12 protein-coding genes are annotated in these 14,866 nt (G+C 62.7%); 9 read left to right on the top strand and 3 right to left on the bottom strand.

The features are described from left to right. Positions 1 to 252: 252 nt before the first annotated feature. The 5 genes from tig (at position 253) to V6W80_RS09105 (ending at position 8,240) form a co-directional block, all read left to right on the top strand. Complete coding sequence (gene tig / locus V6W80_RS09085) at positions 253 to 1,563, top strand: trigger factor (RefSeq protein WP_026084027.1); 1,311 nt, start codon at positions 253 to 255, stop codon at positions 1,561 to 1,563. A 90-nt stretch (positions 1,564 to 1,653) separates the two neighbouring features. After that, on the top strand, positions 1,654 to 2,295 hold the full coding sequence (gene clpP / locus V6W80_RS09090; RefSeq protein WP_007162222.1) for an ATP-dependent Clp endopeptidase proteolytic subunit ClpP: 642 nt from the start codon (positions 1,654 to 1,656) through the stop codon (positions 2,293 to 2,295). Between the two features lie 110 nt (positions 2,296 to 2,405). Further along, positions 2,406 to 3,686, top strand: a complete 1,281-nt coding sequence (gene clpX / locus V6W80_RS09095; protein ID WP_007162223.1) for an ATP-dependent Clp protease ATP-binding subunit ClpX — start codon at positions 2,406 to 2,408, stop codon at positions 3,684 to 3,686. A gap of 126 nt (positions 3,687 to 3,812) precedes the next feature. After that, complete coding sequence (lon, locus tag V6W80_RS09100) at positions 3,813 to 6,209, top strand: endopeptidase La (RefSeq protein WP_064308841.1); 2,397 nt, start codon at positions 3,813 to 3,815, stop codon at positions 6,207 to 6,209. A gap of 174 nt (positions 6,210 to 6,383) precedes the next feature. Continuing rightward, the gene (locus V6W80_RS09105; RefSeq protein ID WP_160923125.1) at positions 6,384 to 8,240 is read left to right on the top strand and encodes a SurA N-terminal domain-containing protein; all 1,857 of its coding nucleotides are present in this window, start codon (positions 6,384 to 6,386) and stop codon (positions 8,238 to 8,240) included. A gap of 104 nt (positions 8,241 to 8,344) precedes the next feature. On the opposite strand, the gene cysK is transcribed toward V6W80_RS09105, so the two are convergent. Then, entirely contained in the window at positions 8,345 to 9,319 is a 975-nt protein-coding gene (cysK, locus tag V6W80_RS09110; RefSeq protein WP_184290835.1) for a cysteine synthase A, read from the bottom strand. 111 nt (positions 9,320 to 9,430) lie between these two features. Between cysK and V6W80_RS09115 the strand changes: the two genes are divergently transcribed. Further along, positions 9,431 to 10,264, top strand: coding sequence for an AAA family ATPase (locus V6W80_RS09115; protein WP_338547393.1), 834 nt, complete (start codon positions 9,431 to 9,433; stop codon positions 10,262 to 10,264). 8 nt (positions 10,265 to 10,272) lie between these two features. Continuing rightward, positions 10,273 to 11,448: a vWA domain-containing protein gene (locus V6W80_RS09120; protein ID WP_338546690.1), complete on the top strand. Its 1,176-nt coding sequence runs from the start codon at positions 10,273 to 10,275 to the stop codon at positions 11,446 to 11,448. Positions 11,449 to 11,487: 39 nt separating this feature from the next. Here the strand turns inward: V6W80_RS09120 and htpX are convergent, their stop codons facing one another. Together htpX and V6W80_RS09130 are read right to left on the bottom strand one after the other, a co-directional pair. Then, positions 11,488 to 12,366 (bottom strand): protease HtpX, encoded by an 879-nt coding sequence (htpX, locus tag V6W80_RS09125; protein WP_017642582.1) that lies wholly within the window; start codon positions 12,364 to 12,366, stop codon positions 11,488 to 11,490. Positions 12,367 to 12,559: 193 nt separating this feature from the next. After that, positions 12,560 to 13,771, bottom strand: coding sequence for a pyridoxal phosphate-dependent aminotransferase (locus V6W80_RS09130; RefSeq protein WP_017642581.1), 1,212 nt, complete (start codon positions 13,769 to 13,771; stop codon positions 12,560 to 12,562). A gap of 156 nt (positions 13,772 to 13,927) precedes the next feature. Between V6W80_RS09130 and msrB the strand changes: the two genes are divergently transcribed. Both msrB and V6W80_RS09140 read left to right on the top strand, forming a co-directional pair. Then, on the top strand, positions 13,928 to 14,329 hold the full coding sequence (gene msrB / locus V6W80_RS09135) for a peptide-methionine (R)-S-oxide reductase MsrB (protein WP_184290831.1): 402 nt from the start codon (positions 13,928 to 13,930) through the stop codon (positions 14,327 to 14,329). After that, positions 14,326 to 14,811, top strand: coding sequence for a glutathione peroxidase (locus V6W80_RS09140; protein WP_338546693.1), 486 nt, complete (start codon positions 14,326 to 14,328; stop codon positions 14,809 to 14,811). The genes msrB and V6W80_RS09140 overlap by 4 nt, the downstream gene beginning before the upstream one ends. The last annotated feature ends 55 nt before the right edge of the window (positions 14,812 to 14,866 follow it).

Consider the following 14,866-nt stretch of genomic DNA (forward strand, 5'->3'; position numbering starts at 1 on the left):
TTGTGAAGGGGCCGGAAGTGGCCTTTTCGTTAGCTTGCCCTTTCAGGGTTTAGCACTACATACGACGTCGTACAACTAAAGGTGGGCAACAAAATGTTGCTTTCGTCGGGTCAGGCCAGACGCCCTTCGTTGATTGCCGTACGTACCGCTGGATCAAGCCAGGTGACTTCGCTTGAGACTGTCTCTAGAATGGTCGCCCTTGATTCTGGGGGGTCGGAAAGCCGGCCTGTTCTTGTGCCACGAGGAATATCCATGCAAGTTTCCGTTGAAAACACCTCTGCTCTCGAGCGTCGCATGACCATTGGCGTGCCGGCCGAGCGTATTGAGACCGAAGTGAACAAGCGTCTGCAGCAGACTGCACGGCGTGCCAAGGTTCCCGGTTTCCGCCCGGGCAAGGTACCCATGAGCGTCATCCGCCAGCGCTACGAAGCCTCGGCTCGTCAGGAAGCCTTGGGTGATCTCATTCAGGAAACCTTCTACGAAGCCGTCGTCGAGCAGAAGCTCAACCCGGCCGGCGCACCCGCCGTCGAACCCAAGGTGTTCGAAAAGGGCAAGGACCTAGAATATGTCGCCACCTTCGAAGTCTTCCCCGAGTTCGAAGTCAAGGGCCTGGACGGCATCGAGATCGAGCGCCAGGACGCAAGCGTCGAAGACGCCGACATCGACAAGATGCTCGACGTGCTGCGCAAGCAGGGTACCCGTTACGAAGCCGTTGACCGCGCTGCCGCCAACGACGACCAGGTCACCATCGACTTCGTCGGTACCCAGGATGGCGAAGCCTTCTCCGGTGGCTCCGCCGAGAACACCAAGCTTGTGCTGGGTTCGGGGCGCATGATCCCCGGTTTCGAAGACGGTCTGGTCGGTGCCAAGGCCGGTGACGAGCGTGTGCTCGACCTGACCTTCCCCGAGGACTACCAGAACCTGGATCTGGCCGGCAAGGCCGCCCAGTTCAAGGTCACCGTCAAAGAAGTGGCCGCACCCGAGCTGCCCGAGCTGAACGAAGCCTTCTTCAAGCAGTTCGGCGTGGAAGAGACCACCGTCGAAGGGTTCCGCGCCGAAGTGCGCAAGAACATGGACCGCGAGCTGCGCCAGGCGCTCAAGACCAAGGTCAAGAACCAGGTCATGGACGGTCTGCTGGCTGCCAACCAGATCGACGTACCGGCTGCCCTGATCAGCAACGAAGTGGATCGCCTGCGCGTTCAGGCCGTCCAGCAGTTCGGCGGCAACATCCAGCCCGAGCAACTGCCGGCCGAGCTGTTCAGCGAGCAGGCCAAGCGCCGCGTGCTGCTGGGCCTGATCATCGCCGAGATGGTCAAGCAGTTCGAGCTCAAGCCCGATGACGCCCGCGTTCGCGAGCTGATCGAAGAGATGGCTGCGGCCTATCAGGAGCCCGAGCAGGTAGTGAAGTGGTACTACCAGAACGAGCAGCAGCTGAACGAAGTGCGTTCGGTTGTACTGGAAGAACAAGTCGTGGATACTGTCCTCAAGCAGGCAAAAGTCACCGACAAGCAGGTCTCCTACGAGGACGCGGTCAAACCGGCCGAGGCTCCCCAAGCAGCCTGATCTGCCTCCAGTTGCTAGTTCACCTAAGCCAGCCTCGTGCTGGCTTATGTGTTTTTGACAGGTCATCCAGATAGGGAGCTAGTGCAGGACATGTCCCGCAATTCATACATGCAATCCATGCCCGATATTCAAGCCGCTGGCGGTCTGGTACCCATGGTGGTGGAGCAATCCGCCCGGGGCGAGCGCGCTTACGACATCTACTCCCGGCTGCTCAAGGAGCGGGTCATCTTCCTGGTCGGCCAGGTCGAGGACTACATGGCCAACCTGGTCGTCGCCCAGCTGCTGTTCCTGGAAGCGGAGAATCCTGACAAGGACATCCACCTCTATATCAACAGCCCGGGTGGTTCGGTGACCGCCGGCATGTCGATCTACGACACCATGCAGTTCATCAAGCCCGACGTTTCCACCATCTGCATCGGCCAGGCCTGCAGCATGGGCGCTCTGCTGCTGGCAGGCGGCGCCGCCGAGAAGCGTTTCTGCCTGCCGCACTCGCGGATGATGATTCACCAGCCCCTGGGCGGTTTCCAGGGTCAGGCCTCGGACATCGAAATTCACGCCCGTGAAATTCTGACCATCCGCGAGCGTCTGAATAAGGTGCTGGCGCATCACACCGGTCAGCCGATGGACGTGATCGCCCGCGATACCGACCGTGACAACTTCATGAGTGGCCCCGAAGCCGTCGCCTACGGCCTGATCGACAAGGTCCTCGAGAAGCGCAACATCCCCGCCTGACCCCGCCTCGACCACCTGCCCAAGCGCCGGTCGTTTGGGCAGGTAGGCTTGAAAAACCGTGCAATAGGCTCCATCTTGTTGATGTAAGCACATTCCATTGGATCGATCGAATGACAGATACGCGCAATAGCGACGATAACGGCAAGCTGCTTTACTGCTCCTTCTGCGGCAAGAGTCAGCACGAAGTACGTAAATTGATCGCTGGACCCTCCGTCTTCATCTGCGACGAATGCGTCGACCTGTGCAATGACATCATCCGCGAGGAAGTCCAGGAAGCTCAGGCCGAAAGCAATGCGCACAAGCTGCCAGCGCCGAAGGAAATCAGCGCCATCCTCGACCAGTATGTCATTGGTCAGCAGCGTGCCAAGCGGGTCCTCGCCGTTGCCGTCTACAACCATTACAAGCGTCTGAATCAGCGCGAGAAGAAAGACGACGTCGAACTGGGCAAGAGCAACATCCTGCTCATCGGTCCGACCGGTTCGGGCAAGACCCTGCTGGCGGAAACGCTGGCGCGCCTGCTCAACGTACCTTTCACCATCGCCGATGCCACCACTCTGACCGAAGCCGGTTACGTGGGTGAAGACGTCGAGAACATCATTCAGAAGCTCCTGCAGAAGTGCGACTACGATGTGGAAAAGGCCCAGATGGGCATCGTCTACATCGACGAGATCGACAAGATCTCGCGCAAGTCCGACAACCCCTCCATCACCCGTGACGTCTCGGGCGAGGGCGTGCAGCAGGCGCTGCTGAAGCTGATCGAAGGTACCGTGGCGTCGGTTCCGCCCCAGGGTGGCCGCAAGCATCCCCAGCAGGAATTCCTGCAGGTCGATACCCGCAACATCCTGTTCATCTGCGGCGGCGCCTTCGCCGGCCTGGAAAAGGTCATCCAGAACCGTTCCACCAAGGGCGGCGGCATCGGCTTCAACGCCGAGGTGCGCAGCCAGGAACTGGGCAAGAAGATCGGCGAATCCCTGCGTGACGCCGAGCCCGAGGATCTGGTCAAGTTCGGTCTGATCCCCGAGTTCGTCGGTCGTCTGCCGGTCATCGCGACCCTGGACGAGCTGGACGAGCCGGCACTCATGCAGATCCTGACCGAGCCGAAGAACGCCCTGACCAAGCAGTACGCCAAGCTGTTCGAGATGGAAGACGTGGATCTGGAATTCCGTCCCGACGCGCTCAAGGCGGTTGCCCGCAAGGCGCTGGAGCGCAAGACCGGTGCCCGGGGTCTGAGATCCATCCTCGAAGGCATCCTGCTCGAGACCATGTACGAGATTCCTTCGCAGAAGGAAGTCAGCAAGGTGGTCATCGACGAGAGCGTGATCGACGGGAGTTCCCAGCCGCTGCTCATCTACGAGAACAGCGAGCCCGCCAAGGCGGCGCCAGACGCGTGACAGAAGGGGCTTCGGCCCCTTTTTCATTTCAGCGACGGTTGTATTTTGCGGCGGTCAACCTCATGTTAGGGGAAACCGAGGCCTTAACCGCATCTGCGGCCGATTATTTGCCGAGACCCGTACCCCATGACTACGACGATAGAACTTCCCCTGCTGCCCCTACGTGACGTAGTGGTCTATCCCCACATGGTCATCCCATTGTTCGTCGGAAGGGAAAAGTCCGTCGAGGCCCTCGAGGCCGCCATGGCTGGCGACAAGCAGATCCTGCTGGTCGCGCAGAAGAATCCCGGCGATGACGATCCCGCCGCGGACGACATGTATCACATGGGTACGGTCGCGACCGTTCTCCAGCTGCTCAAGCTGCCCGACGGCACCGTCAAGGTCCTGGTTGAAGGCGAGCAGCGCGGCCGTATCGAATCCTTCGTCGAGAACCAGGCCTATGCCCGTGCGCTGGTCACCCTGATCGAAGACAGCGAAGCCCCGGATCGTGAATCCGAGGTGTTCTCGCGCAGCCTGATGAGTCAGTTCGAGCAATACGTACAGCTCGGCAAGAAGGTCCCTGCCGAAGTCCTGTCCTCGCTCAACAGCATCGAGGATCCCAGCCGTCTGGTCGACACCATGGCCGCCCATATGGCGCTGAAGATCGAACAGAAGCAGGAAATTCTCGAGATCACCGAGCTGGGCGCACGCGTCGAGCACGTGTTGGCCCTGCTGGATGCGGAAATCGACCTCCTGCAGGTGGAAAAGCGCATCCGTGGTCGCGTCAAGAAGCAGATGGAGCGCAGCCAGCGCGAGTACTACCTCAACGAACAGATGAAGGCCATCCAGAAAGAACTGGGTGACATCGACGAAGGCCACAACGAGGTCGACGACCTCAAGCGTCGCATCGAAGCCGCCGGTCTGCCCAAGGATGCCCTGGCCAAGGCTACGGCCGAGCTGAACAAGCTCAAGCAGATGTCGCCGATGTCGGCCGAAGCCACCGTGGTGCGCTCCTACATCGACTGGTTGGTGAACGTACCGTGGCAGGCGGAAAGCAAGGTCCGCCTGGACCTAGGCCGTGCCGAGGAAGTCCTGGATAAGGACCACTACGGTCTGGAAGAGGTCAAGGAACGCATTCTTGAATACCTCGCCGTGCAGAAGCGTGTGAAGAAGGTGCGCGGGCCGGTGCTGTGCCTGGTCGGTCCGCCCGGCGTGGGCAAGACCTCCCTGGCCGAGTCCATCGCCCGTTCCACCGGTCGCAAGTTCGTGCGCATGGCCCTGGGCGGCGTGCGTGACGAAGCCGAGATCCGTGGCCACCGCCGCACCTACATCGGTTCCATGCCGGGTCGTCTGATCCAGAAGATGACCAAGGTCGGGGTGCGCAATCCGCTGTTCCTGCTCGACGAAATCGACAAGATGGGCAACGACATGCGTGGCGATCCCGCCTCTGCCTTGCTCGAGGTCCTGGATCCGGAGCAGAACCACACCTTCAACGACCATTACCTGGAGGTGGACTACGACCTCTCCGACGTGATGTTCGTCTGTACCGCCAACTCCATGAACATTCCGGCGCCCTTGCTGGACCGTATGGAAGTCATTCGCCTGCCTGGCTATACCGAGGCGGAAAAGGTCAACATCGCCACCCGTTACCTGATTCCCAAGCAGGTCAAGGCCAATGGCCTGAAGAAGGGCGAGGTGGAGTTCGACGAAGACGCCCTGCGCGACATCATCCGCTACTACACCCGCGAAGCGGGCGTACGGAGTCTGGAGCGTCAGGTGGCCAAGGTCTGCCGCAAGGTGGTCAAACAGCATGCCCTGAGCAAGGAGCGCACGGCCAGCGTCACCGTGGATACCCTAGAGCACTGGCTGGGCGTCCGCAAATTCCGCTATGGCCTGGCCGAGCAGCAGGATCAGGTTGGTCAGGTCACCGGCCTCGCCTGGACCCAGGTTGGCGGCGAACTGCTGACCATCGAGTCCGCGGTCGTCCCCGGCAAGGGCCAGATGATCAAGACCGGTTCCTTGGGCGATGTGATGGCCGAGTCCATCACCGCGGCCCTGACCGTGGTCCGCAGTCGTGGTCGCAGCCTGGGCATTCCCAAGGACTTCCACGAGAAGCACGACATCCATATCCACGTGCCCGAAGGCGCCACGCCCAAGGACGGCCCAAGCGCCGGTATCGGCATGTGCACGGCGCTGGTCTCGGCCGCCACCCGCATCCCGGTGCGTGCCGACGTCGCCATGACCGGCGAGATCACCCTGCGTGGCCAGGTACTGGCCATCGGTGGGCTCAAGGAAAAGCTGCTCGCGGCCCATCGTGGCGGCATCCGTACCGTGATCATTCCCGAGGAAAACGTCCGGGATCTGCGGGACATTCCGGACAACATCAAGGCCGACTTGCAGATCAAGCCAGTCAAATGGATTGACGAGGTCTTGGAGGTTGCGCTGCAATACACGCCGGAGCCGCTTCCGGACGATGGTCCGGAGCTCGTCAGCAAGGACGAGAAGCGGGATCAGGAAGGCAAGGAGCGCGTCAGTACGCACTGACGGCGCCCTTGGGCTTGATGGGCGGGGCGCCAGCCAAGGTTGCTGGTGTTCCGCCGTCCTGCTGGATGCAAGGTCCTTGATCGACGAAAAGGCGCATCTCGAGATGCGCCTTTTCGCTATTTGCTATTCGACGATTTCGCCATGGCCGGTCTGGCCACAGCTCGTGGGGGGAACATGCTACAAAACATCAGGGACCGTTCGCAGGGATGGATTGCCAAAGTCATCATCGGATTCATCATCCTGCTGATGGCGCTGACCGGCTTCGAAGCGATCATCCGCGCCACGGGTCACCAGGGTGCCGTCGCCCTGGTCAATGGCGACGAGATCAAGCAGACGGAGCTGGCCCAGGCCGTGGAAATGCAGCGTCGCCAGCTGCAGCAACAACTGGGGCAGGGCTTCGATCCTTCCACCCTGGATGACCGGTTGCTGCGCGAGTCCGCACTCAAGGCACTCATCGACAAGCAACTGCTGCTGCAGAGCGCCAAGGCCGATCGCTTCGCCTTCTCCGAGCAGGCACTGGATCAGTTGATCCTCAATACCCCCGAATTCCAGACCGAAGGGCGTTTCGATCCCCAGCGCTTCGATCAGGCCGTTCGCCAGATGAACTACAACCGCCTGCAATTCCGCGATCTGCTGCGTGACGAAATGCTGATCGGTCAGCTGCGTGCCGGTATCGTCGGCAGCAATTTCGTCACCGATGCCGATATCGAGGCCTTCGCCGCGCTCGAGCGTCAGACCCGCGACTTCGCCATGCGTACCGTCAAGGCCTCGCCGGCTGGCATCACGCCGACCCAGGACGAGATCCAGGCCTACTACGACAGCCACAAGAACGCCTTCATGACGCCTGAGCAGGTAGTCATCGAGTACGTCGAGCTGAAGAAGGCCGCCTTCCTGGCCAAGGCCAAGGTCGACGAAAGCCGCCTGCAGGCCGCCTACAAGTCCGAGATCGCCAATCTGTCGGAGCAGCGCGACGCCGCTCACATCCTCATCGAGGTCAACGACAAGCAGAACGATGAGCAGGCCAAGGCCAAGATCCAGCAGATCCAGGAGCGCCTGAACAAGGGTGAAGATTTCGCCAAGCTGGCCAAGGAGTTCTCCCAGGATCCGGGTTCGGCGGCCAATGGTGGTGACCTCGGCTTCGCCGGTCGTGGCGTCTATGATCCGGCCTTCGAAGAGGCACTGTACGCCCTGGCACCGCAACAGGTCTCGGCACCGGTGCGTACCAGCTTTGGCTGGCACCTGATCAAGCTGCAGGGCGTCCAGGCGCCGGAAGTGCCCACCCTGGCCAGTGTCCGGCCGCGTCTGGAACAGCAGCTCAAGGCGGAAGACGCCGACCGCCTGTTCGTGGAAGCGGGCCGCAAGCTGGAAAGCTCCGCCTACGAATCCTCCGACCTGAGCCAGCCGGCCCAGGAGCTGGGTCTGCAGGTCAAGACCAGCGCACCCTTCGGTCGCGAAGGTGGCGAGGGGTTGACCGCCAACCGCCAGGTGATCGAGGCGGCCTTCAGTGAAGACGTCCTGCGTAACGGTGCCAACAGCACCGCCCTGCAGCTCGACCCGGAGACCCTGGTGGTGATCCGTGACAAGGAGCACCGCACGCCGCAGCTGCAACCCCTGGATGCGGTCAAGAAAGAGATCGTGACCCGCCTGACCCAGGAAAAGGCCGCAGCCGTGGCCAAGCAGGCCGGCGAAGAGCAGCTCAAGGCGTTGCGTGCCGGCAGCAAGGCCGCCGCGGGTGACTGGCGCACCGTCGAAGCCGCCACGCGCAACCAGGAGGGCGTCGATCCCCAGGTGCTGCAGGCCGCATTCCGCATGGCCAAGCCGGAAGCCGACAAGCCGTCCTATGCCGGCATCAGCCTGCAGAACGGGGACTTCGTCCTGATCCGTCTGCAGGGGGTAGGCGTACCCAAGGAAGCCCTGAGCGTCGAGGACAAGGCGTTGTATCGTCGCTACCTGGCCTCGCGAGCCGGGCAGGTCGATTTCGCGGCCTACCGTCGAGCCCTGGATGCCAAGGCCGAGATCAAGCATCTCTGATACGAAAAAAAGCCCGGGAAACCGGGCTTTTTCTTGGGTGGCGACAAAGGTGTCCGTGCCTGTCGAGCGCCTCCGGGAGGGAGGGGGGCAGTTGCCTCGAGGTCTTACTGGACCAGCTCCTGCTCGTCGAACAGGCCATCGAAGAGCATCGTCGACAGATAGCGCTCGCCGGAGTCCGGCAGGATGACCACGAGGGTCTTGCCCTGCATCTCCGGGGTCTCGGCCAACCGCACCGCGGCGGCCATGGCGGCGCCGCAGGAAATGCCACAGAGAATGCCTTCCTCACGCATCAGGCGCTGGGCCATCAGCTTGGCCTGTTCATCGCTGACCTGCTCGACGCGATCGACCATGGCGAGGTCCAGGTTGCCGGGTACGAAGCCGGCGCCGATGCCCTGGATCTTGTGCGGACTGGGTTTCACCTCGGCACCGGCGAGGGTCTGGCTGATGACCGGCGAGGTTTCCGGCTCCACCGCGACCGAAAGGATCGGCTTGCCCTTGGTGTTCTTGATGAAGCGCGAGATGCCGGTCAGGGTGCCGCCGGTACCGACGCCGGCCACCAGCACGTCGATGGCGCCATCGGTGTCGTTCCAGATTTCCGGGCCGGTGGTCTTCTCGTGGATGGCCGGGTTGGCCGGGTTGTCGAATTGCTGTGGCATGAAGTAGCGATCGGGCTCACTCTCGGCGATTTCCCGGGCCTTCTCGATGGCGCCCTTCATGCCCTTGGCCGGCTCGGTCAGCACCAGCTCCGCCCCCAGCGCCTTGAGCACCTTGCGCCGCTCCAGGCTCATGGAGGCCGGCATGGTCAGCACCAGGCGATAACCACGGGCGGCGGCGACATAGGCCAGGCCGATACCGGTGTTGCCCGAGGTCGGCTCCACCAGACTCATGCCAGGCTTGAGCAGGCCCTTGGCTTCGGCGTCCCAGATCAGGTTGGCACCGATGCGGCATTTGACCGAATAGCCCGGATTGCGCCCCTCGATCTTGGCGAGCAGGGTGACGCCCTTGGGGCCGAGGCGGTTGATGTAGACCAGTGGCGTGTTGCCGATGGACTGGGCGTTGTCAGCGAAGATGCGGCTCATGGCGGATCCTGTACGGCGCGGAAAACTCGCAGCCTAGGCCTTGCGTCCGATGGCGTCCAGCCCAGGCACGGCGTGTTATCGTCAGGCGAAACAGCTGCCAGAGGATAGATGATGGCCTTTCAGGGTACCGAGCGTTATGTGGCCACGGCCGAGCTCAGTCTGGCGGTCAATGCCGCCATTCAGCTGGGACGTCCGCTGCTGGTGAAGGGCGAGCCGGGCACTGGCAAGACGCTGCTGGCCGAGCAGGTAGCCGAGAGCCAGGGCGCACGTCTTATCACCTGGCACGTCAAGTCCACCACCAAGGCCCAGCAAGGCCTCTATGAATACGATGCCGTGAGTCGCCTGCGCGATTCCCAGCTCGGGGATCCCCGGGTGCAGGAGGTGGCGAACTACATCAAGCCCGGCAAGCTGTGGGACGCCTTCACCGCCGAGGATCCGGTGGTGCTCTTGATCGACGAGATCGACAAGGCCGACATCGAGTTTCCCAATGACCTGTTGCTGGAACTCGATCGCATGGAATTCCATGTCTACGAGACGGGCGAGACCATCCGCGCCCAGCGACGACCGGTGATCATCATCACCTCCAACAACGAAAAGGAGCTACCGGACGCCTTCCTGCGTCGTTGCTTCTTTCATTTCATCCGCTTCCCGGAGCGGGAGACCCTTGAGCATATCGTCCAGGTGCATTACCCCGACCTTCAGGCGCGCCTGGTCAAGGAGGCCCTGGATCTCTTTCTCGACCTGCGCAGCGTGCCGGGGTTGAAGAAGAAGCCGTCCACCTCGGAACTGGTGGACTGGCTGGTCCTGTTGCTGGGCGATGAGGCGGCGCAGCGGGCCCTGCACGGCGAGGGTGGCCTGCCGCCGCTGGCGGGCGCCCTGGTGAAGAACGAGCAGGATCTGCAGTTGCTCGAACGCCAGGCCTTCATGCGCCGCCGGCGGAGCTGAGGGCGGGCATGTTCCTCGACTTCTTCACCCGACTCAGGGCCGCCGGCATTCCGGTGTCCCTGGGCGAACTGCTGGATCTGCACGCCGCCCTGGATGCGGGCCTGGCAGTGGCCGATCCAGACGCCTTCTATCTGCTGGCCCGTGCCGTGCTGGTCAAGGACGAGCGCTTCTTCGACCGCTTCGATCAGGTCTATGCCGGCGAGCTGGCCAGGTCCGAACGTCTGGCGGAGACCAAGGCGATTCCCGCGGACTGGTTGCGGCTGGAGTTCCAGCGCTTGCTGTCGGACGAGGACCGCCAGCGACTTCAGGCCCTGGGCGGCCTCGACGAACTGCTCGAAACCCTGCGGCAGCGCCTCGCCGAGCAGCGCGAGCGGCACGCCGGTGGCAACAAATGGGTCGGCACGGGTGGCACCAGTCCCTTCGGCAGCGGTGGCTACAATCCCTTCGGTGTGCGCGTCGGCGAGGCCGGTACCCGCCAGGGGCGGGCGGCCAAGGTCTGGGAGCAGCGTGACTACCGCAATCTGGACGATCGCGCGCCCTTGGATCGGCGCAATCTGCAATTGGCCCTGCGGCGGCTGCGGCGCTTCGCTCGCAAGGGTGCGGCGGCGGAGTTCGATCTGGATGAGACCGTTGCCGCCACGGCGCGGGAGGGCGGGTTGCTGGACGTGCGCTATCGCCCTGAACGACACAACGCCACCAAGGTGCTCCTGCTGCTCGATGTCGGCGGTTCCATGGATCTGCATGTGCGCCTGTGCAGCGAGTTGTTCAGCGCCTGTCGCCTGGAGTTTCGCCACCTGGAGTACTACTACTTCCACAATTGCGTCTATGAACGCGTCTGGCGTGACAATGCCCGGCGCCATGAGGAAGGGCTGAATACCGCCGAACTGCTGCGCCGCTATGGCGCGGACTACCGCCTGGTGATCGTCGGCGACGCCAGCATGGGGCCCTACGAGATCACCCATCCAGGTGGCAGCGTCGAGCACTGGAACGAAGAGCCCGGTGCCCTGTGGATACAGAGACTCTGCCAGCACTTCCCACGGGCGGTCTGGCTCAATCCCTATCCGCAGGACGGCTGGGCCAGCAGCACCTCGATCCAGTTGCTGCGCGAACTCATGGCCCAGCGGATGTTTCCCTTGACCGGCGAGGGGCTGGGCGATGCCATCCGATCCTTGACCCGCCCATGAAAAAACCCGGCCGAAGCCGGGTTTTTTCATCGCTCGCGCTTAGCGCTGACCGTAGCGGCGCAGGGCCTCGATGCGGTCTTCCAGCGGCGGGTGGCTCATCAGCAGACCGGCCAGACCGTTCTTCAGCGAGCCGTTGATGCCGAAGGCGTTCAGGGTGTCGGGCATCTGCACCGGGATACCTTGCTCGGCACGCAGGCGCTGCAGGGCGCCGATCATGGCGTTGGGGCCAGCCAGGCGGGCACCGGCTTCGTCGGCGCGGAACTCGCGTTTGCGCGAGAACCACATGACGATGATGCTGGCCAGGATACCCAGGACCAGTTCGGCGATGATGGTGGTCACAAAATAGGCGATGCCGTGGCCTTCCTCGTTCTTGAAGATGGCCTTGTCGACGAAGTTGCCGAAGATCCGCGCGAAGAACATCACGAAGGTGTTCACCACGCCCTGGATCAGCGCCAGGGTCACCATGTCGCCGTTGGCGACGTGACCGATCTCGTGGGCCAGCACCGCGCGCACCTCGTCGGGCGAGAAGCGCTCCAGCAGGCCCTGGCTCACCGCGACGAGGGCGTCGTTACGGTTCCAGCCGGTGGCGAAGGCGTTGGCCTCGTAGGCCGGGAAGATACCGACCTCGGGGGTCTTGATGCCGGCTTCGCGGGCCAATTCCTCGACGGTCTGCAGCAGCCACTGCTCATGGCGGGTACGCGGTTGGCTGATGACCTCGGTACGGGTACTCATCTTCGCCATCCACTTGGAGATGAACAGCGAGATCAGCGAGCCGGCAAAGCCGAACACGGCACAGAACACCAGCAGACTGCCATAGTTCTGACCGGTGTAGCGATCCACGCCAAGCACCTTCAAGGTGATGCTGGCAACGATCAGCACCGCCAGGTTGGTAGCCAGAAACAACAGAATGCGCATCATGGTGGGGTATAGCTCCTCACAGGTTTATCTGCCGGCTATATAAGGTTCGGCCCCGATCCATTCAATGTTTCCACTATTGCAAACTGTGTCGTCTGCCAGCCGGCTGGCCTGGCCGCGGCCAGCGCGCGAGTGCCAGCGCCGGTTGACGCCGCCAGGGACGCCAACCGGTGAAAGACCCGGAAATGCTTTGCCGCTACTGGGCGTAGCCGCCGAGGAAGTTGCCGATGCGGCCGATCGCCTGCTCCAGGTCATCGACGCGGGGCAGGGTGACGACACGGAAGTGGTCGGGCCAGGGCCAGTTGAAGGCAGTGCCCTGGACCACCAGCAGCTTTTCCGAGAGCAGCAGGTCGAGAACGAATTTCTCGTCGTTGTGGATGGGGCAGACCTTGGGATCGATCCGCGGGAAGGCATAGAGCGCGCCCATCGGCTTCACGCAGCTGACGCCGGGGATGTCATTGAGCAGTTCCCAGGTGCGATTACGCTGCTCCAGCAGGCGTCCATGCGGCAGCACCAGGTCATTGATGCTCTGGTAGCCGCCGAGAGCGGTCTGGATCGCGTGCTGGGCCGGCACGTTGGCGCACAGGCGCATGTTGGCCAGGATGTCGAGGCCTTCGATATAGCTGTGGGCGCGGTGCTTGGGGCCCGAGACGATCAGCCAGCCCGAACGGAAACCGGCGACGCGATAGGACTTGGACAGGCCGTTGAAGGTCAGGCACAGGACGTCCGGCGCCAGGGAGGCGGTGGAGATGTGCTGGGCTTCGTCGTAGAGGATCTTGTCGTAGATCTCGTCGGAGAACAGCACCAGATTGTGCCGCCGCGCCAGTTCGACGATGCCTTCCAGTACCTCCTTGGAATAGACCGCGCCGGTGGGATTGTTCGGGTTGATCAGCACCAGCGCCTTGGTGTTGCTGGTGATCTTGGCTTCCATGTCGGCCAGGTCGGGGAACCAGCCGGCCTGCTCGTCGCACAGATAGTGCACCGGCTTGCCGCCGGCCAGGCTGACCGCGGCGGTCCACAGTGGATAGTCGGGCGCCGGGATCAGCACCTCGTCGTTGTTGTTGAGCAAGGCCTGCATGGCCATGACGATCAGCTCGGAGACACCGTTGCCCAGGTAGATGTCCTCGATGCCGACACCCTCGATGCGCTTCTGCTGGCAGTACTGCATCACCGCCTTGCGCGCGCTGAACAGGCCCTTGGAATCGCTGTAGCCCTGGGCGGTCGGCAGGTTGCGGATGACGTCCTGCAGAATCTCCTCGGGCGCCTCGAAGCCGAAGGGCGCCGGATTGCCGATGTTGAGCTTCAGGATGCGATGGCCTTCCTCTTCGAGGCGCTTGGCATGCTTGAGGACCGGGCCGCGGATGTCGTAGCAGACATTGGCGAGCTTGTTCGACTTGGAGACCTGCATGGGGAAATGAATCCTGGAAAAGGGGCGAGTAAGACTCGGCGGGGACGGACGCCGACCGGCGCTTGGCAGCATCCGCGGGTGGATGCCAGACTGAGCGGGAATCATACGGCTGCATCGCCTGTTACAAAAGATGCGCCGGCATCCAGAGAGGTCATCATGGAAAAAGTACAGCGTAGCCCGGAAGACTGGCGTGAGCGCCTGACCGACGATCAGTTTCGCGTCTGTCGCCTGGCCGCCACCGAAAGACCCTATACCGGTGCCTACTGCAACACCAAGACGCCTGGCGTCTATCATTGCGCCTGCTGCGAGCTGGCACTGTTCGACTCCAGCACCAAGTTCGACTCCGGCTGCGGCTGGCCCAGCTATTACGCGCCCATCGATGCCGAGGCGGTGCGGGAAAAGGAAGATTTCAGCCACGGCATGCAGCGCGTAGAGGTGCTCTGCGCCCGCTGCGATGCCCACCTGGGGCATGTCTTCCCCGACGGTCCACCGCCGACCGGTCTGCGCTATTGCATCAACTCGGTGGCGCTACAGTTGCAACCCAGGGCCTCCGCGTGATCGAGGACCTCCTCAGCGTGCCGTTCGAGACCGCCGATGGCCAGCGGGCCTGTCTGGCCGATTGGCCGGCGCGGGCCTACCTGGTGGTCAATACCGCCAGTCGTTGCGGCTTCACCCGTCAGTACGACGGCCTCGAGGCGCTGCAGCAGCGCTATCTGGCCGAGGGACTGCGGGTGATCGTCTTTCCCTGCAATCAGTTCGGTGGTCAGGAGCCAGGTAGCAATGCCGAGATCCAGACCTTTTGCCTGACCCGCTTCAATGTCAGCTTTCCGGTGATGGCCAAGCTCGACGTCAATGGCGACGGCGCCCATCCGCTGTTCGTGGCGCTCAAGCGGGCGGCGCCGGGCTTGTTGGGAGGCGCCATCCGCTGGAATTTCACCAAGTTCCTCGTCACGCCGACCCAGGGGCGCGTCCAGCGCTTCGCGCCCATCACCCGTCCGTCCCAGCTGGAAAAGCATGTCCGCCAGGCGCTGGCGTCCTAGCGTGGTAGCCCTCCGGACTTTGTCTGGAGGGCAAAAGTCATACGATAATGCGCGG

Origin of the sequence: Pseudomonas benzopyrenica (genome assembly GCF_036884265.1) — a bacterium.
Classification (GTDB): domain Bacteria; phylum Pseudomonadota; class Gammaproteobacteria; order Pseudomonadales; family Pseudomonadaceae; genus Chryseomonas; species Chryseomonas benzopyrenica.

Excerpts from the sequence above, each read along its gene's own strand:
- tig (WP_026084027.1), top strand. The coding sequence starts at position 253 with ATGCAAGTTTCCGTTGAAAACACCTCTGCTCTCGAGCGTCGCATGACC.
- clpP (WP_007162222.1), top strand. The coding sequence starts at position 1,654 with ATGTCCCGCAATTCATACATGCAATCCATGCCCGATATTCAAGCCGCT.
- clpX (WP_007162223.1), top strand. The coding sequence starts at position 2,406 with ATGACAGATACGCGCAATAGCGACGATAACGGCAAGCTGCTTTACTGC.
- lon (WP_064308841.1), top strand. The coding sequence starts at position 3,813 with ATGACTACGACGATAGAACTTCCCCTGCTGCCCCTACGTGACGTAGTG.
- V6W80_RS09105 (WP_160923125.1), top strand. The coding sequence starts at position 6,384 with ATGCTACAAAACATCAGGGACCGTTCGCAGGGATGGATTGCCAAAGTC.
- cysK (WP_184290835.1), bottom strand. The coding sequence starts at position 9,319 with ATGAGCCGCATCTTCGCTGACAACGCCCAGTCCATCGGCAACACGCCA.
- V6W80_RS09115 (WP_338547393.1), top strand. The coding sequence starts at position 9,431 with ATGGCCTTTCAGGGTACCGAGCGTTATGTGGCCACGGCCGAGCTCAGT.
- V6W80_RS09120 (WP_338546690.1), top strand. The coding sequence starts at position 10,273 with ATGTTCCTCGACTTCTTCACCCGACTCAGGGCCGCCGGCATTCCGGTG.
- htpX (WP_017642582.1), bottom strand. The coding sequence starts at position 12,366 with ATGATGCGCATTCTGTTGTTTCTGGCTACCAACCTGGCGGTGCTGATC.
- V6W80_RS09130 (WP_017642581.1), bottom strand. The coding sequence starts at position 13,771 with ATGCAGGTCTCCAAGTCGAACAAGCTCGCCAATGTCTGCTACGACATC.
- msrB (WP_184290831.1), top strand. The coding sequence starts at position 13,928 with ATGGAAAAAGTACAGCGTAGCCCGGAAGACTGGCGTGAGCGCCTGACC.